The sequence below is a fragment of the Herbiconiux sp. VKM Ac-1786 genome, assembly GCF_015350805.1.
Lineage (GTDB): Bacteria > Actinomycetota > Actinomycetes > Actinomycetales > Microbacteriaceae > Herbiconiux.
This window is the reverse complement of sequence record NZ_JADKSG010000001.1, coordinates 1,529,803-1,545,961: the sequence shown is the minus strand read 5'-3', so window position 1 is coordinate 1,545,961 and position 16,159 is coordinate 1,529,803. Positions and strand designations below refer to the sequence as shown.

The following is a 16,159-nucleotide window of genomic DNA, read 5'->3' as shown; positions in this document are numbered from 1 at the left end:
GGCGGCCCGCCTTATAGGGTCGGAGGATGGGCCGACGCGCGAGGACGACCGGGGCCGACGGGGCGCGGGTTCCGCGGTCGGCGAGCGACGTGGTGCGGGGCACCCTCGCGATGGTGCCCGCCTTCGTTCTCACGATGGTCGCCGAGGTCGTCGTGATCTTCACGACCGAGATCACCCAGGCCGAGCTGTGGGCGACGTCGATCCTGCTGTTCTGGGCGCTCTACGGGGTGAGCGCGATGGTGCTCACCTGGCACGCCTTCGGTCGAGTGCCGGCCGAGGAGCTCGAGCGGCGCATCCGGGCGACCGCCCCGCCCGAGGGGCGGGCGCGACGCGCGCTGTGGGCCTGGTTCGGCGGCGGGGCGGTGTCGTGGGCGCTGACGGGGTCGATCATCGCGGTGATCGCGGTCGTCTACCTGGCGCTGAACCCGGCGATCGCGTCGTCGCCGTTCGTGTCGTGGAGCGCGGTCGCGGCGATCGCCGCGTCGTGGGCCGTCACCAGCACGGCCTACGCCGTGCGGTTCGCGCGCGAGAACGTCGCGCAGGGCGGCGCCGACTTCCCCGGCGGAGCGCGGCCGACGTTCACCGAGTACGTCTACCTCGCGGTGCAGCTCGGCACCACGTTCTCGTCGTCGGACGTGACCATCACGACCTCGGCCATGCGCCGCGTCGTCATCGGCAACAGCGTCATCTCGTTCGCGTTCAACACGGTGATCGTGGCGCTGTTCGTGAGCGTGCTGATCTCGCGCGTCGGCTGAGCGGGCGAGCACGGGGCCCGGTCAGCGCAGGGTCGCCAGCGATGCGATCGTCGCCTCGAGCGAGGCCGCGGCGGCCGCGAGATCGTCGGCCGTCGTCGCCGCGGTGAAGGTGAAGCGCACGGCGGTCCGGGCGACGGCGGGGTCGAGTCCGATCGCGAGCAGCACCGGCGAGGGCTCGTCGCTGCCGGCGGCGCAGGCCGATCCGCTCGAGACGATCACCCCGCGCTCCTCGAGGCCGAGCAGCACCGCCTCGCCGCTCGTGCCCGGGAAGCAGAACGAGGCGATCGAGGGCAGGCGGGCATCCGGATGCCCGGTCGGCACGGCCCCGTCGACCCGGCGCAGCACCTCAGCGACGAAGCCGTCGCGCAGGGCGGTCGTGCGCGTGACGGCGGCGGCCCGGCCCGGCTCCGCGAGCTCGACCGCGCGGGCGAGGCCCACCGCGAAGGCCACGTTCTCGGTGCCGGAGCGGCGGCCCCGCTCCTGGCCGCCGCCGTGCAGCACCGGCTCGAGCGGATGGCGGCCGCGCACCGCCACCGCGCCGATGCCCTTGGGCGCGCCGAGCTTGTGACCCGAGATGCTCACCGCGTCGACGCCGAGCGTGTCGAGGCGCAGGTCGAGCCAGCCGGCGGCCTGCACGGCATCCGTGTGCACCGGCACGCCCCGGGCGTGGGCGATCGCCGCGAGCTCGGTCACGGGCTGCACCGTGCCGATCTCGTTGTTCGCGAGCATCACGCTGGCGAGCGTGGTGTCGTCGCGCAGGGCATCGGCGAACGCGGACGGGTCGACGAGGCCCGTGCCGTCGACGGGCACGACGGTGACGTCGAAGCCGTGCAGCCTCCGCAGGTGGTCGACCGACTCGACGACCGCCGGATGCTCGACCGCGCTCAGCACGACGTGCCGCCCCCGCGGGCTGCCGAGCGCCAGCCCCTTCACCGCGAGGTTGGCGCCCTCGGTGCCGCCCGAGGTGAAGACGAGCTCCGCCGGACGGCAGCCCAGCCACTCGGCCACCGTGCGCCGCGCCCCCGCCAACGCGCGGGAGGCGGCGTCGCCGAGCGCGTGGTGGCTCGACGGGTTGCCGAACTCCCCGGTGAGGAACGGCCACATCGCCTCGAGCACCTCACGCCGCACGGGCGTGGTGGCGGCCGCGTCGAGGTGGATCACGGTCGCGCCGGCGGGGCGGCCGGACGCGCCTCCGGGAGCCCGATGTCGAGACCGAGGTCGAGGGCGCGCACCGAGTGCGTGAGCGCGCCGACCGAGATGAGGTCGACGCCGGTGCGGGCGATCGCGCCGACGCTGTCGAGGGTCACGCCGCCGCTCGCGTCGACGAGGGCGCGGCCGGCGACGAGAGCGACGCCCGCGCGCAGCTCGTCGAGGGTGAAGTTGTCGAGCAGGATCGTGTCGACGCCGCCCGCGAGCACCGGCTCGATCTGGTCGAGGCGGTCGACCTCGACCTCGAGGTGGGTGGTGTGCGAGAGCTGCGCCCGCACCGCGCGGATGGCCTCGGTCACGTCGCCCCCGTGCTGCTGCGCGAGCACGGCAAGGTGGTTGTCCTTGGCGAGCACGGCGTCCGACAGCGAGAAGCGGTGGTTGTGCCCACCGCCCGCCCGTACCGCCGCGCGCTCCAGGGCCCGCAGGCCTGGCGTGGTCTTGCGCGTGTCGACGATGCGCGCACCGGTGCCCGCGACCGCGGCGACGTAGCGGGCGGTCTCGGTCGCGATGGCGCTCATCCGCTGCACGAGATTGAGCGCGACCCGCTCGGCCCGCAGGATGCCGCGGGCCGGCCCCTCGACCGTCGCCAGCACGGCGCCCGCCTCGAAGCGCTCCCCGTCGTCGACGAGCAGAGCCGAGCGGATGCGCGGGTCGACCCGTCGCATCGTCGCCTCCCACACGGCGCCCCCGCTGAACACCCCGGGCTCCCGGGCCTCGAGGCGCGCCGACGCCCATGCCTCTTCGGGAATGAGCAGCTCGGAGGTCAGGTCGCCCCAGGGCGCGTCCTCGGCGAGAGCCCTGGCGACGACGTCGTCGATGATGTGGGTGGTGAGCATCAGACGCTGACCTCTTCTCTGGTTCGGCGGGGTCGGGTCGCGAAGTCGGGCGAGGGCAGCGGGAAGTCGGCTCGTGCGTGCGCCCCGCGCGACTCCTCGCGTGCGAGTGCGGCGCTCACCAGCGCCCGCGCGAGCTGCAGCAGATTGGCGGTCTCGAGCCGCTCGACGTCGGTGCTGCGGGACGTGTCGACGCTCCACGAGTCGAGCGTGCGCTGCGCCTCGAGCAGGCCGTGCGCCGTTCGGAGGAGACCGGCGTGCTGCCACATCAGGGCCTGGAGCTCGGCCCGGGTGGGTTCGTGGGAGGGTGCGGTGGGCCGCGCATCCGATGCCGACGGCTGGCTCGGGGCGATCATGCCGCTCGGGGAATGCAACTCGGCGCAGAGGGCGGCAGCCGCCCGGTGGGCGAAGACGAGACCCTCGAGCAGGGAGTTCGAGGCCAGGCGGTTGGCCCCGTGCACCCCGGTGCAGGCGACCTCGCCGACGGCCACGAGGCCGGGCACCGAGGTGCGGCCGTCGAGGTCGGTGGCGACGCCGCCCATCCAGTAGTGGGCGGCGGGCGCGACCGGCACGGGTTCCCGCGCCCAGTCGTACCCGGCCGCCCGGCAGGCCGCCGTGACCGTCGGGAACCGGGCCTCGAGGTCGTCGACCGCGGTGGCGTCGAGCAGCACCGGGGCGCCGGTCGCGAGCATCTCGGTGGCGATGGCCCGCGCGACGACGTCCCGCGGGGCGAGCTCGGCGAGCGGATGCACGTCGACCATGAATCGCGTCCCGGCCGAGTTCCTCAGCACCGCCCCGTCGCCGCGCACGGCCTCGGATACCAGCGGGGAACCCGGCACGGCGAGCGCCGTCGGGTGGAACTGCACGAACTCCAGATCGGCGAGGCGCGCCCCGGCCCGCAGCGCGGCGGCCGCCCCGTCGCCAGTCGCGACGGAGGGGTTCGTGGTGAACGGGTACAGCTGGCCGGCGCCGCCGGTGGCGAGCACGACGGCGTCGGCCGTGAGGTCCTCGATCCGTCCCGCGCGCAGCACCCGCACGCCGACCACCCGGCCCCGCCCGTCGGCGCCCGAGCCCGCGCCCGCGCCCGCGCCCGGAGCACCGTCGGTCAGCAGATCGACGAGCATGGTGTGCTCGAGCACCCGCACCGCGGAAGCCCGTACCGCCCGCACCAGCGCCGTCTCTACCGCCAGCCCCGTCGCGTCGCCGCCCGCGTGCAGGATGCGCCGCCGCGAGTGCGCCCCCTCGAGCCCCGCGTCGAAACCGCCGCCCGGGTCGCCCTCGGCGCGGTCGAAGGCGACACCCCGCTCGATGAGCTCCCGGATGCGCGCCGGCCCCTCCGAGCAGAGCACCCGCACGGCCTCGGGGTCGCCGAGCCCCGCGCCGGCCGCGAGCGTGTCGGCGACGTGCGCGGCGACGGAGTCGCCCGGCATCACGGCCGCCGCGATGCCGCCCTGGGCGTACCGCGTGCTGCCGTCGTCGACGGCGGCCTTCGTGACGACGACGACGTCGGCCTCGTCCACGAGCCCGAGTGCGGCGACCAGGCCGGCGATGCCGCTGCCCACCACGATCACCCGCGGCCGCCGGGAGCGCTGCGCCGAAGGGGAGGCCGTCGTCATGGCCGGGCCGCGAGCATCCGCTCGAGGGCGACCCGCGCCGGCTCGGCCACCGACGCCGGCACCGAGATCTGGTTCAGCACCACCCCGTCGACGAGCGACTCGAGCACCCAGGCGAGGTAGCCCGGGTGGATGCGGTACATCGTCGAGCACGGGCAGATCACGTCGTCGAGGCAGAAGATCGTGTGCTGCGGGTACTCGTTCGCGAGGCGCTGCACGAGGTTGATCTCGGTGCCGATCGCGAAGGTCGAGCCGGCGGGGGCGGCGGCGATGGCCTTGACGATGTAGTCGGTCGAGCCGGCGCCGTCGGCCGCGTCGACCACCGGCATCGGGCACTCGGGGTGCACGATCACCCGAACGTCGGGGTGTGCGGCCCGGGCCCGCTCGATCTGCGCGACCGTGAAGCGCTTGTGCACCGAGCAGAACCCGTTCCAGAGGATGACCCGTGCGTCCGTCAGCTCGGACGCGGTCGAGCCGCCGAGGGTCTTCCGCGGGTTCCACAGCGGCATCCGCTCGACGGGCACGCCCATCGCCTTGGCGGTGTTGCGCCCGAGGTGCTGGTCGGGGAAGAACAGCACGCGCTGCCCGCGCTCGAAGGCCCACTCGAGCACCGTCGCCGCGTTCGACGAGGTGCAGACGATGCCGCCGTTCCGGCCGCAGAAGCCCTTCAGCTCGGCGGAGGAGTTCATGTAGGTGACCGGGATGACCGGCACCCGCCCCTCGGCGTCGGGCTCGGATCCGTACACGGACGTCAGCTGCTCCCAGGCCTCCTCGACCGAGTCGATGTCGGCCATGTCGGCCATCGAGCAGCCCGCGGCGAGGTTCGGCAGGATCACCGCCTGCGACGGCTGCGCCAGGATGTCGGCGGTCTCGGCCATGAAGTGCACGCCGCAGAAGACGATGGCGCGGGCATCCGGCCTAGTCTTCGCAGCGTTCGCCAGCTGGAACGAGTCGCCCACGAAGTCGGCGTACTGCACCACCTCGTCGCGCTGGTAGAAGTGGCCGAGCACCACGACGCTGTCGCCGAGCGTCTCCTTGGCACGACGGATGCGCGTGTCGAGCTCGCTCTTCGAGGCCGTCGTGTACTCCTCCGGGAGCACACCCTGCCGGCGCGCCTCGGCGGGGAGCGGGTCGGCCATCGAGGCGCCGGGGCCGTAGGAGGGCGTTTGCAGGTCGAAGACCCAGGGGCCCTCGGCGAGCTCGGGGGCGCACGTGCTCCCGGTCGAGCCCGGCGCAGCGGCCGTGTTCGCTGCGATCAGCTGGATCTCTTCGTCGACGGACAGGAGGCGTGCGGTCATGGTCGCGGCTTTCTCGGGAGGCGGTCGAGCGGCCCGCGGTCGACGGGCGCGATCGAGGTGTTGTAGCGGTAGAGGCGCGGCGGCCGGTAGCTCGTGCCGAGCACGCGCTTGCCGGTGGGCACGACGGAGTTCGACGACTCGATCTGGCGGCGGAAGTTCGCCGGGTCGAGCGAGCGCCCGAGCACCGCCTCGTGCACCTCGCGCAGCTCGGCGAGGGTGAAGGTGTCGCCGAGGAAGGCGTGGGCGATGCGGCTGTACTCGACCTTGTTGCGCAGGCGCCAGAGCGCGTACTCAATGATCACGTCGTGGTCGAAGGCCAGGTCGGGCAGGTCGTCGACCGAGAACCAGCTGACGTTCTCGGGGTTGGCGCCGACGCTCGTCGCCACCTCGTCGGAGCTCACCAGGGCCCAGTAGACGATCGAGACCACGCGGTCCTCGGCGCCCTCGGGCGAGCGGTCGAGGGTGCCGAAGGCGTAGAGCTGCTCGAGGTAGCCGGGCTCGAGCGCGGTGGTGTCGCCGAGGGTGCGGGCCGCGGCGTCCTCGAGGTCCTCGTCGATCGTCAGCGGGCCGCCGGGCAGGGCCCAGTCGCCCTCGTACGGTAGGCGGATGCGCCGCACCAGCGGCAGCCACAGCCCCGGGGGCGCGTCGGGCCGGTCGGGCCTGAGCGCGAAGATCACGGTCGACACGGCCAGCGCGATGGCTCCCGGTTGCTCGCCCATCTCGACTCTCCGCCCTGCGACCACCACCGGCCGCCCTAAAGGTAGCCCCGACTATAACCCTTAAGGTCACCGCAACCCAAACCGGGGTCTCGCCGGGGCGTCTGAGGGGTGGTCGCAGGGCCTCCCTCGGCGGGCGGGGGCGGCGTAGCGTCGGCGGCATGAGCATTCCGAACTTCACCCTGAACAACGGCGTCGAGATCCCCGCGATCGGGCTCGGCGTCTACCAGAGCGCCCCCGAGGAGACCGCCGCGGCCGTCGAGACCGCGCTGCGCACCGGGTACCGGCACATCGACACCGCGGCGGCGTACCGCAACGAGCGCGAGGTGGGCGAGGGCATCCGTCGTTCAGAGGTCGATCGCGACGAGGTCTTCATCGAGACGAAGGTCTGGGTGAGCGACTTCGGCTACGACGAGACCCTGCACGCGTTCGAGAAGGCGACCGGCAAGCTGGGCTTCGACACGCTCGACCTGCTCATCCTGCACCAGCCCGCGCCGGGTCGGTTCGCTCGCACGGTCGGGGCCTACAAGGCTCTCGAGACGTTGCTCGGCGACGGGCGCGTGCGCTCGATCGGCGTCAGCAACTTCACGCCGGCGCACCTCGAGCGGCTGCTCGCCGAGACCGCGGTGGTGCCCGCGGTGAACCAGGTCGAGCTGCACCCGTACTTCGCCCAGCCCGCGCTTCAAGAGGCGGATGCGCGGCTGGGCATCCTGACGCAGGCCTGGTCCCCGATCGGCGGCATCACCTTCTACCCCGGCTGGGGCGAGAAGCGCGTCAGCGTGATGGAGGACGAGACGATCGCCGCGATCGCTGCCGACCACGGGAAGAGCCCGGCGCAGGTGATGCTGCGGTGGCACGTGCAGGAGGGGCGATCAGCGATCCCGAAGTCGACGAACCCCGCCCGGATCGCGTCGAACTTCGACGTGTTCGACTTCGAGTTGAGTGCGGAGGAGCTGGCCCGGATCGATGCTCTCGACACCGGCCGCCGCAGCGGGCCCGACCCCGACGTGGAGCGGCCCGAGATGTTCGACATGGAGATCGCGGAGGCCTGAGCGGCCCCGTCTGCCGCGCGCCGGCGCGTCAGCGCCCCGCGAGGTCCCACGACGCTGCGAACTCCTCGGGCGAGCTCGTCTCGAGCTCCAGCAGGATGCGCTCGTGCAGGTTGCTCAGCTCCCCCACGTCCGACGGGGTGATCCGTCGGAGCTCGACGCCCTCACGCCGGATGACCAGCTCGGACACGGCCGGCGCCATCGTGCCGCCGTCGAGCAGCCCGGCCACGAGTGTGCCGCCCCACCGCGCGGCCCGCCTGAGCGGCCCGCCCTCCCGATCGACCATCACGACGTCGTACACCTCGGCGGCCCGGCGGTCATCCATCCCCCCACCCTGCCAGATGGTCTCCCCTCAGGGCGTCGGTTCGGGACAGATGCCGAACGGACAGGGGAGGTGGATGACCGGAGGGTCGTAGAACCACGCGGGCGGGGTTGGCGGGGCGAGGGGCGCGGAGGGATCGAGCGAGCCCGTGTAGTCCGACGAGCCGGAGGATTCGGCAGCGGCAGCCGCCTCGGCCGCGAGGCGCGCCTGCTCCTCGAGGTAGGCGGCCTGAGAGGTCTGCGCCGCGCGGGCCTGCTGCACGAGCTCGAGCAGGAGCCGCGGGGTGTCGGCGGTGGGGGCCGCCGTCTGCACGGGTTGGATCGCCGCGAAGACCGCGTCGCGGAGCGGCTGCTCGGCCTGGGCCGCGTCGACGTTCACGACCTGGCCGGCAGTGGTGACGACACCGTCGCGCACCGCGCCGACCGCCGCGAGCAGTTCGGCCGTGTGGGTCGCGAGCAGCGCCTCGTCGACCGGAGGGGTGGCCTGCGAGGCGGCCGGGCCGCCGGCCATCGACAGCTGAACGACCTGGATGTCGGCGTCGAGCCGATCGGCGGCCGCGAGCAGGGCGGTGCGCGCGTCTCCGGGGGCGAAGCCGTCCGTGCCGGCCACGAGGTCGCGGGCCGCCTGCACGAGCTGCGGCGCCTCGGGGTCGAGGGGCACCACCTGCTCGATGGGCCGCGGGGAGGGGGAGGACGACGGGGAGGAGACCGGGGCGGCGACGGGAGCGGCGGGCGCGCATCCGCTCACCCCACCGAGCAGCGCGACCGACAGCAGGGCGACCGCGACGGCGGAAGGGAGGCGAGGCACAGCTCATGGTAGGCCCGACCGGCCCCGATGCTCAGGCGGGGCCGCTAGCCTGGGCGTGACGACGAAGGAAGGACGAGCATGCCCCGCCGCGACGAGATCGAATGCTGGCTCACCGACATGGACGGCGTGCTCGTGCACGAAAACCATCCCATCCCGGGGGCCGCCGAGCTGCTGCAGCAGTGGCGCGACCAGGGCAAGCCCTACCTGGTGCTCACGAACAACTCCATCTTCACGCCCCGCGACCTGAGCGCCCGCCTGCGTTCGAGCGGCCTCGAGGTGCCCGAGGAGTTCATCTGGACGAGCGCCCTGGCGACCGCCACCTTCCTCGCCGACCAGATGCCGGGCGGCAGCGCCTTCGTCATCGGCGAGGCCGGCATCACCACCGCCCTGCACGAGGCCGGCTTCATCATGACCGAGACCGCCCCCGACTACGTGGTGGTCGGCGAGACCCGCAACTACTCCTTCGAGGCGATCACCAAGGCCATCCGCCTGATCGGCAACGGCTCGCGCTTCATCGTCACGAACCCCGACGCCACCGGCCCGAGCACCGAGGGCCCGCTGCCGGCGACGGGTGCGATCGCCGCCCTGATCACCAAGGCCACCGGCAAGGAGCCCTACATCGTGGGCAAGCCGAACCCGATGATGTTCCGCTCGGCCATGAACCGCATCGGCGCGCACTCCGAGAACACGGGCATGATCGGCGACCGCATGGACACCGACGTGGTCGCCGGCATCGAGGCCGGCCTGCACACCATCCTCGTGATGACGGGCATCAGCGACGAGAGCGAGATCGCGAAGTACCCGTTCCGCCCCGACGAGGTGCTCGACTCGGTCGCCGACCTGCTCGTGACCGAGCCCTTCGAGACCGAGCTCTAGGCGGTGGCGAACCGATCCGCCCAGCTCCTGGGCGCGGCGCTCGTGGCCGGGGCGCTGCTGGCGTCGATGAGCGGATGCGCGCCCGGCGGCGACATCGTCTTCACCAAGACCCCCAGCCCGACCCCGAGCGCGGCAGCCGCGACCACACCGCCCGAGCCGGCGCCGACGGTGGCCGCCCCGGAGTCGCCGGCGGTCCCCTCCGGGCTGGCGCTCGTCGTCGTGCTGCCGGGGCTCGGATCGGCCGGCGCCGAGCAGGCCGACGCCGTGCGCCAGGAGGTCACCGGGCTGGCGACCGCCAACGCGGCCTCCGTCACCCTGCTCGACCTCGCGGTGTCCTCGAACGCGGGCACGATCTACGAGCGGGCGCTCGACTCCGACCCCGACGTGGTCGTCACGGTGGGTCCGACCGGGCTCGATGCACTGCAGCAGGTGGCCGCGTCCGCCCCCGAGCGGCAGTTCCTCGTGGTGGGCGCCCAGCCGCTCGCCCCGGCGCCGAACATCACGGCGGTCGTCTGGCCGGGCTCCGACGCCCAGCCCGTCGCGCCCGACCTCGCCGCCCGGGTGGCGCAGGCGGTCACGGTCGGCGCCTCCGAGATCGCGGCCGAGCGCCGCGGCCTCGTCATCGCCCTGCCGTAGGCGCGGCCGGGCGCCCGAGCCCGAGCCCGAGCCGATTCAGCCGCGCGTCGGCCCGTCAGCGCAGCGACAGCCCGTCGATGTCGACGGTCTGCTCGTCGCCCGCCGGGATCGGCGCGGCCACCACGACCCGGCTGCCCGCGACGAGCTCGTCGGCCTGCTCGTGCAGCCGCTGCACCAGCGCGTCGTCGACGATCTCGTCGTACGGGCTCTCCTCGGTGTCGGCGACCATCTGGCTCGCCGGCCCGAGCAGCAGCGTCGACCGGCCCACCGCTCCGTCGTCGAGCCGGGTCGGGATCTCGACGGTCTCCGCCGTCTGCGCCTGGGCCAGGGCCCGGGCGAGATCGAGCAGCGCCTCGGCGATCGCGCTGCCCGTCAGGACGGAATCGCCCACGTAGTGAATTCTGTCCATACCCCTACCCTGCGCCCGCAAAGCCGATCCCGCAGGGACTGTCCTACGGGCGTCGAGTGTGCATGCCGCCGCTAGGCGATGCGGATGAGCTTCTTGTTGACGAACTCCTCGACCGCGAAGCGCCCCATCTCACGGCCCGAGCCCGAGCGCTTGACGCCGCCGAACGGCAGCTCGGCCGCGTCGCCCAGCACCAGGTTCACCCAGACCATGCCGGCGTCGATGCGGTCGGCGACCCGCAGCGCCTGCTCCTCGTCGGTCGTGTAGACGTAGGAGCCGAGGCCGAACGGGGTGTCGTTCGCGATCGCGATCGCCTCGTCCTCCGACGAGACGCGGTAGAGCGCGGCGACGGGGCCGAAGAACTCCTCGCGGTACGCGTCCATGGTGGGGCTGACGTCGGCGAGCACGGCGGGCGGGAAGTAGTTGCCTATGCGCTCGCCCTTCGCCAGCACGGTGGCTCCCTGCGAGATCGCGCGGTCGAGCTGCTCCTCGAGACGGTCGGCGGCGGCCGCCGAGGAGAGCGGGCCGAGCAGGGTGCCCTCGGCGAAGGGATCGGCGGGCTGGGCATCCGTGAACACCGAGGTGAACTTCGCCGCGAACTCCTCGTAGAGGTCGTCGATGACGATGAAGCGCTTGGCGGCGTTGCAGGACTGGCCGTTGTTGTCGAGGCGCGCGTTCACCGCGTCCTGCACGGCGGCGTCGAGGTCGGCGGTCGAGAGCAGGATGAACGGGTCGGAGCCACCGAGCTCGAGCACGACCTTCTTCAGGTTCTGCCCGGCCAGCTGCGCCACCGCGGCGCCCGCCCGCTCGGAGCCGGTGACCGAGACACCCTGCACCCGCGGATCGGCGATCACGGTCGCGATCTGCTCGTTCGTGGCGTAGATGTTCACGTAGACGCTGTCGTGCGCGCCCAGCTCGGCCTCGGCGTCGTCGAAGATCTGCGCGATCGCCGCGGCCGACTCGGGGCACTGCGGCGCGTGCTTGAGCAGGATGGTGTTGCCCGCCACGATGTTCGGGCCGGCGAAGCGCGCCACCTGGTAGTACGGGAAGTTCCACGGCATGATGCCGAGCAGCACCCCGAGGCCCGCGCGGCGGATGAAGGCCTGCCCCGTGCCGTCGCTCAGCTCGATCCTCTCGTCGGCCAGGAACTCCTCGGCGTGGTCGGCGTAGTACTGGTAGATCGCCGCGGCGAACTCCACCTCGCCCACGGCCTGGTCGAGCGGCTTGCCCATCTCGCGCACGATGATCTCGGCGAGCGCGTCCTTGCGCTCCTCGTGCAGCGCGGCGACCCGGGCGATCAGGGCGGCCCGGTCGGCGACGGATGCGCGGCGCGACCAGTCCTCGAACGCCGACGACGCGGCGCCGATCGCCTCGGTCAGCTCGGCATCGGTGATGGTCGGGTACTCGCTCAGGGTCTCCCCGGTGGCGGGGTTGACGACGGCGTACTGGCTCATGCTGATGCTCCTTCGGTCTGGACGGATGCTTCTTCGAGGATCTCGCGGGCGAGCCGGCGGCCCACCCGGATGGCGCCGTCGACGTGCTGGTACCCCTCGGCGGCGAGGTCGCTCGACCCGAACCGGATCGGGCCCACCGGCTCGAGCTGCAGCGCCCCGTAGCGGGTCAGCCCGCCGAGGTCGAAGCTCGCGGCGTAGGCGCCCTGCGTCCACTCCTCGGCGGCCCAGTCGCTCTCGTAGTAGACGACCGGCTCGAGGGCCTTCGGGCCGTAGTACGCGGCGAGGGAGTCGAGGATGGCGCGGCGGCGGTCGACGGCCGAGAGCTGCAGCAGCGCATCCGCCTTCTGGTCGCTGACGAAGCCCACCAGGGTGCCTCGTGTCTCGCCGTGGTTGGAGTTGTCGTAGGCCTCGTGCACCAGCTGGTAGGGGCTGAAGGCGGTGCCCGAGAGCCCGTCCTCGCGCCAGAAGGGCGTCTCGTAGGTGGCGTGCACCTTGATCACGAGGCCGAGCGACTGGTGCTGCTGCAGCTGCTGACGCAGGCGCGGCAGCGGCGGCACGTAGGTGATGCGGTCGTAGAGGTTCGGCGGAACGGCGACGATCACGTGGCGGGCGGCGACGGTCAGCGCATCCGTCGACACGGTGACACCGCCGTCGGCCCACTCGATGGTGCGCACCGGATGCCCGAGCCGCACGTCGTCGCCGAGGCCCTCCGCGAGGCGCAGCGGCACCTGCTGCAGCCCGCCGACGACCCGCTTGTCGAGGATGAAGTCGGCGTCGACCAGGTGGCTGAAGCTGCCCGCGGAGGCCGCCATCAGGAGCGCCTGGAGCAGGGAGAACGAGTGCGCGGGCTTGGTGAGCATCGCGTCGGCGATGAACAGGGCGATGTTCTCGACGGCCTCGGAGTCGTCGCTCTCGGCCTCGAGCCAGGCCCGGAAGGTGATGCGGTCGAACTCGGCGGCGCGGGGGTGCTCCCAGGGGGCGGCCGGGTCGGTCTGGGCGACGAGCTCGTCGAGCAGCGCGATCAGGCGCTCGAGCTCGGCCTGGGTGGCGTCGGAGGCGGGGAAGATGTCGCCGGTGAAGCGCGCGGCGACCCCGCCGGGGCCGACGTAGACGCTCTCGCCGTCGCGGAAGCGCTCGTAGGTGGGCAGGCCCAGGGTCTCGAGCGTGTCGATCAGGGCGGTCTGGTCGGGCGAGACCCACTGGCCGCCGAGCTCGTACATCTGGCCGTCGATCTCGTCGGTGTGCAGGCGCCCGCCGACACGGTCGCGGGCCTCGAGCACGATGACGTCGAGGCCCGCCGCCTTGAGCTCGGTGGCAGCGGTCAGGCCGGTGGCGCCCGCCCCCACGACGACGACGTCTCGGTTCAGGTGGAGCATCACGACTCTTTCCGCAGTGTTTGTGGTGTCAGAATGACGAATCAGTAACCATGGTGGCACCCGACCGTGGAAAACGATAGCCGACGGGGGTGAAAGGCAGATGATGGAGCTCCTGTTCGAGAACGGGTCGGTCTTCACCGCGGGGATGCAGCGCAGTCGGGCCGCTTCGGTGCTCGTGCGCGACGGGGTGATCGTGGCGGTCGGCGAGGCCGGGGAGCTGCGGTCGCGGGCCGGCGAGGGCGGCCGGGCCGTGACGCGGGTCGACGTGGGCGGGGGACTCGTGCTGCCGGGGTTCCAGGACGCGCACGTGCATCCGCTGCCCGCGGGGATCGAGATGCTGCAGTGCGACCTGTCGGAAGCGGTGTCGGCGGCGCACGCGCTGGAGCTCGTCGGAGCCTACGCGGCGGCGCACCCGGCGACGGACGGGCCCGGTAGCTGGATCCTCGGCGGCGGCTGGACGATGGACCACTTCGCCGGCGGCGCACCGACCCGGGAGGCGCTCGACGCCGTGACCGGCGGCCGGCCCGCCGTGCTGCTCAGCCGCGACCACCACAGCGCCTGGGCGAACTCGACCGCGCTCGCCCTGGCCGGCATCACCGCCTCGACGCCCGACCCGGCCGACGGGCTGCTCGAGCGCTCCGCCGACGGAACCCCGTCGGGCACCCTGCACGAGGGCGCGATGACCCTGCTCGACGGCGTGAAGCCGGTTCCGGATGCGGCGCTCGCGCGGGCCGGGCTGCTCGCCGCTCAGGAGCACCTCCTCTCGCTCGGCATCACCGGCTGGCAGGACGCGCTGGTGGGCTCGGGGCTGGGCTTCGTCGACGCCTTCCCCGTCTACCGCTCGGCCGTCGAGTCGGGCGAGCTGCGCGCCCGGGTCACCGCCGCGCTCTGGTGGGAGCGGTCGGAGGGCGCGTCGCAGATCGACCGCCTGGTCGCGCGGCGCGACGAGGCGGAGGCGCTCGGGCAGCCCGCCCTGTTCCTCGCCGACACGGTGAAGATGATGCTCGACGGCATCGTCGAGAACCGGACCGCCTCGATCCACGGGCACTACGGGGTGCACCCGCCGTCGTCGGGCATCGACTTCATCGATCCGGCGGCGCTCGGCGGGTACGTCGCGGCGCTCGACGCGCGGGGGCTGTCGGTGCACTTCCATGCGCTCGGCGACCGTGCGGTGACGCAGGCTCTGGATGCGCTGCAGGGGCTGAGGGCGGGCGGCGGCCGCGCATCCGCTCGCCGTCACCAGCTGGCGCACCTGCAGCTCGTCGACCCGGCCGACATCCCGCGCTTCGCCGCCGTCGGGGCGATCGCGAACCTGCAGGCGTTCTGGGCGCGCACCGACGAGCAACTGCTCGAGCTGTGCCTGCCGTTCCTGCCGGCGCACGCGCTGTCGCGCACCTATCCGTTCGGGCGGCTGGCGCGGGCGGGAGCGGCGCTCGCGTTCGGCAGCGACTGGCCGGTGTCGACGGCCGACCCGCTGGCGGCCGTCCACGTGGCGGTGAACCGCACCGGCTTCGACGCGGCGCCCGAACCGCTCGGTGGAATGGTCGACGCCCTCGACCTGGCGACCGCGCTCGCGGGCTTCACGGCCGGCAGCGCGCACGCGAACGGCCGCGGCAGCACGACGGGCCGCCTGGCGCCGGGCTACCTCGCCGACCTCGCGGTCGTCGACCGCGACCTCTTCGAGCTGCCCTCCGACGCGCTCGGCGAGGCCCGCGTCACCGCCACCTACGTCGGAGGCGCCCCCGCCTGACGGCGCGTCGGGGCAGGATGGGGGGATGAGCTATGTCGCCGACCCTGACCGGTACGAGTCTTTCCCCTATCGCCGCGTGGGGCGGAGCGGGCTGAAGCTGCCCGCGGTGTCGCTGGGGCTGTGGCAGAACTTCGGCGACGACAAGCCGATCGAGACGCAGCGGGCGATCCTGCGGCGGGCGTTCGACACCGGGGTGACGCACTTCGACCTCGCGAACAACTACGGCCCGCCCTACGGCAGCGCCGAGACGAACTTCGGGCGCATCTTCGCCGAGGACTTCGCCGCGCACCGCGACGAGATCGTGCTCTCGACGAAGGCCGGCTACGACATGTGGCCGGGGCCGTACGGCAACTGGGGCTCGCGCAAGTACCTGCTCGCCTCGCTCGACCAGTCGCTCGTGCGGATGGGCGTGGACTACGTGGACGTCTTCTACTCCCACCGCGCCGACCCCGAGACCCCGCTCGAGGAGACGATGGGCGCGCTGCACACGGCGGTGCAGTCGGGCCGCGCGCTGTACGCGGGCATCTCGAGCTACTCGCCCGAGCGCACGCGGGAGGCGGCGCGCATCCTGAGCGATCTCGGCACGCCGCTGCTGATCCACCAGCCCTCGTACTCGATGTTCAACCGCTGGATCGAGGACGGGCTGATCGACACCCTCGGCGAGCTCGGCGTGGGCTGCATCGCCTTCTCGCCGCTCGCACAGGGGCTGCTCACCGACCGCTACCTGAACGGCGTGCCCGACGACTCGCGGGCGGCCCGCGAGGGCTCGATGTCGACGCGGATGCTCAGCGACGACACCCTGGCCCGCGTGCGCGGGCTGAACGAGATCGCGTCGGGGCGCGGGCAGACACTGGCGCAGCTGGCGCTGTCGTGGGCGCTGCGGGACGAGCGGGTGACGAGCGTGCTGATCGGGGCGTCGTCGGTTCGGCAGCTCGACGACAACCTGGCAGCCGTGCAGAACCTGGCGTTCTCGGCGGAGGAGCTGGCGGCGATCGACGAGTTCGCGGGCGACCGGGACATCGACCTGTGGGCGGCGTCGTCGCAGGTGGGGTGATGCTG

Annotated in this window: 16 protein-coding genes; 6 read left to right on the top strand and 10 right to left on the bottom strand. The window is 73.0% G+C overall.

The genetic code is table 11. The features are described 5' to 3' along the window. Window positions 1-26 precede the first annotated feature (26 nt). On the top strand, window positions 27-755 hold the full coding sequence (locus tag ITJ64_RS07695) for a DUF1345 domain-containing protein (RefSeq protein WP_194680082.1): 729 nt from the start codon (window positions 27-29) through the stop codon (window positions 753-755). A gap of 21 nt (window positions 756-776) precedes the next feature. On the opposite strand, the gene ITJ64_RS07690 is transcribed toward ITJ64_RS07695, so the two are convergent. Genes ITJ64_RS07690 through ITJ64_RS07670 form a run of 5 tightly spaced genes read right to left on the bottom strand, consistent with a single transcriptional unit; the run spans window position 777 to window position 6,427 of the window. After that, window positions 777-1,916, bottom strand: a complete 1,140-nt coding sequence (locus ITJ64_RS07690; protein WP_194680081.1) for a cysteine desulfurase family protein — start codon at window positions 1,914-1,916, stop codon at window positions 777-779. Beyond that, window positions 1,913-2,800, bottom strand: coding sequence for a carboxylating nicotinate-nucleotide diphosphorylase (gene nadC, locus ITJ64_RS07685; RefSeq protein ID WP_194680080.1), 888 nt, complete (start codon window positions 2,798-2,800; stop codon window positions 1,913-1,915). The genes ITJ64_RS07690 and nadC overlap by 4 nt, the downstream gene beginning before the upstream one ends. Next, window positions 2,800-4,413, bottom strand: a complete 1,614-nt coding sequence (gene nadB / locus ITJ64_RS07680) for an L-aspartate oxidase (protein ID WP_194680079.1) — start codon at window positions 4,411-4,413, stop codon at window positions 2,800-2,802. Before nadB ends, nadC begins: the two co-directional genes overlap by 1 nt. Continuing rightward, complete coding sequence (gene nadA / locus ITJ64_RS07675) at window positions 4,410-5,708, bottom strand: quinolinate synthase NadA (protein WP_194680078.1); 1,299 nt, start codon at window positions 5,706-5,708, stop codon at window positions 4,410-4,412. Before nadA ends, nadB begins: the two co-directional genes overlap by 4 nt. Beyond that, entirely contained in the window at window positions 5,705-6,427 is a 723-nt protein-coding gene (locus tag ITJ64_RS07670) for an NUDIX domain-containing protein (RefSeq protein WP_194680077.1), read from the bottom strand. Before ITJ64_RS07670 ends, nadA begins: the two co-directional genes overlap by 4 nt. A 158-nt stretch (window positions 6,428-6,585) precedes the next feature. Between ITJ64_RS07670 and ITJ64_RS07665 the strand changes: the two genes are divergently transcribed. Further along, a complete protein-coding gene (locus ITJ64_RS07665) occupies window positions 6,586-7,476 on the top strand; it encodes an aldo/keto reductase (protein WP_194680076.1) in 891 nt (296 codons plus the stop codon). A 28-nt stretch (window positions 7,477-7,504) separates the two neighbouring features. Here the strand turns inward: ITJ64_RS07665 and ITJ64_RS07660 are convergent, their stop codons facing one another. Beyond that, window positions 7,505-7,798 (bottom strand): hypothetical protein, encoded by a 294-nt coding sequence (locus ITJ64_RS07660; RefSeq protein WP_194680075.1) that lies wholly within the window; start codon window positions 7,796-7,798, stop codon window positions 7,505-7,507. 27 nt (window positions 7,799-7,825) lie between these two features. Further along, on the bottom strand, window positions 7,826-8,602 hold the full coding sequence (locus ITJ64_RS07655) for a hypothetical protein (protein WP_194680074.1): 777 nt from the start codon (window positions 8,600-8,602) through the stop codon (window positions 7,826-7,828). A 78-nt stretch (window positions 8,603-8,680) separates the two neighbouring features. On the opposite strand from ITJ64_RS07655, the gene ITJ64_RS07650 reads away from it, so the two are divergent. Together ITJ64_RS07650 and ITJ64_RS07645 are read left to right on the top strand one after the other, a co-directional pair. Further along, a complete protein-coding gene (locus ITJ64_RS07650) occupies window positions 8,681-9,478 on the top strand; it encodes an HAD-IIA family hydrolase (RefSeq protein ID WP_194680073.1) in 798 nt (265 codons plus the stop codon). Between the two features lie 3 nt (window positions 9,479-9,481). Beyond that, complete coding sequence (locus ITJ64_RS07645) at window positions 9,482-10,114, top strand: hypothetical protein (RefSeq protein ID WP_194680072.1); 633 nt, start codon at window positions 9,482-9,484, stop codon at window positions 10,112-10,114. A gap of 55 nt (window positions 10,115-10,169) precedes the next feature. Here ITJ64_RS07645 and ITJ64_RS07640 read toward each other — a convergent pair whose 3' ends face one another. The 3 genes from ITJ64_RS07640 to ITJ64_RS07630 form a co-directional block, all read right to left on the bottom strand. After that, a complete protein-coding gene (locus tag ITJ64_RS07640) occupies window positions 10,170-10,505 on the bottom strand; it encodes a hypothetical protein (RefSeq protein WP_194680071.1) in 336 nt (111 codons plus the stop codon). Between the two features lie 89 nt (window positions 10,506-10,594). Continuing rightward, a complete protein-coding gene (locus tag ITJ64_RS07635) occupies window positions 10,595-11,974 on the bottom strand; it encodes an NAD-dependent succinate-semialdehyde dehydrogenase (protein ID WP_194680070.1) in 1,380 nt (459 codons plus the stop codon). After that, window positions 11,971-13,392 carry a flavin monoamine oxidase family protein gene (locus ITJ64_RS07630; protein WP_370545150.1) on the bottom strand — a complete coding sequence of 474 codons (1,422 nt, stop codon included), beginning with the start codon at window positions 13,390-13,392 and terminating at the stop codon, window positions 11,971-11,973. Before ITJ64_RS07630 ends, ITJ64_RS07635 begins: the two co-directional genes overlap by 4 nt. 58 nt (window positions 13,393-13,450) lie before the next feature. Between ITJ64_RS07630 and ITJ64_RS07625 the strand changes: the two genes are divergently transcribed. Both ITJ64_RS07625 and mgrA read left to right on the top strand, forming a co-directional pair. Further along, window positions 13,451-15,100, top strand: a complete 1,650-nt coding sequence (locus ITJ64_RS07625; RefSeq protein ID WP_194680068.1) for an amidohydrolase — start codon at window positions 13,451-13,453, stop codon at window positions 15,098-15,100. A 25-nt stretch (window positions 15,101-15,125) separates the two neighbouring features. After that, the gene (gene mgrA, locus ITJ64_RS07620; protein ID WP_194680067.1) at window positions 15,126-16,154 is read left to right on the top strand and encodes an L-glyceraldehyde 3-phosphate reductase; all 1,029 of its coding nucleotides are present in this window, start codon (window positions 15,126-15,128) and stop codon (window positions 16,152-16,154) included. Window positions 16,155-16,159: the final 5 nt, after the last annotated feature.

Excerpts from the sequence above, each read along its gene's own strand:
- ITJ64_RS07695 (WP_194680082.1), top strand. The coding sequence starts at position 27 with ATGGGCCGACGCGCGAGGACGACCGGGGCCGACGGGGCGCGGGTTCCG.
- nadC (WP_194680080.1), bottom strand. The coding sequence starts at position 2,800 with ATGCTCACCACCCACATCATCGACGACGTCGTCGCCAGGGCTCTCGCC.
- nadB (WP_194680079.1), bottom strand. The coding sequence starts at position 4,413 with ATGACGACGGCCTCCCCTTCGGCGCAGCGCTCCCGGCGGCCGCGGGTG.
- nadA (WP_194680078.1), bottom strand. The coding sequence starts at position 5,708 with ATGACCGCACGCCTCCTGTCCGTCGACGAAGAGATCCAGCTGATCGCA.
- ITJ64_RS07670 (WP_194680077.1), bottom strand. The coding sequence starts at position 6,427 with ATGGGCGAGCAACCGGGAGCCATCGCGCTGGCCGTGTCGACCGTGATC.
- ITJ64_RS07665 (WP_194680076.1), top strand. The coding sequence starts at position 6,586 with ATGAGCATTCCGAACTTCACCCTGAACAACGGCGTCGAGATCCCCGCG.
- ITJ64_RS07660 (WP_194680075.1), bottom strand. The coding sequence starts at position 7,798 with ATGGATGACCGCCGGGCCGCCGAGGTGTACGACGTCGTGATGGTCGAT.
- ITJ64_RS07650 (WP_194680073.1), top strand. The coding sequence starts at position 8,681 with ATGCCCCGCCGCGACGAGATCGAATGCTGGCTCACCGACATGGACGGC.
- ITJ64_RS07635 (WP_194680070.1), bottom strand. The coding sequence starts at position 11,974 with ATGAGCCAGTACGCCGTCGTCAACCCCGCCACCGGGGAGACCCTGAGC.
- ITJ64_RS07625 (WP_194680068.1), top strand. The coding sequence starts at position 13,451 with ATGATGGAGCTCCTGTTCGAGAACGGGTCGGTCTTCACCGCGGGGATG.
- mgrA (WP_194680067.1), top strand. The coding sequence starts at position 15,126 with ATGAGCTATGTCGCCGACCCTGACCGGTACGAGTCTTTCCCCTATCGC.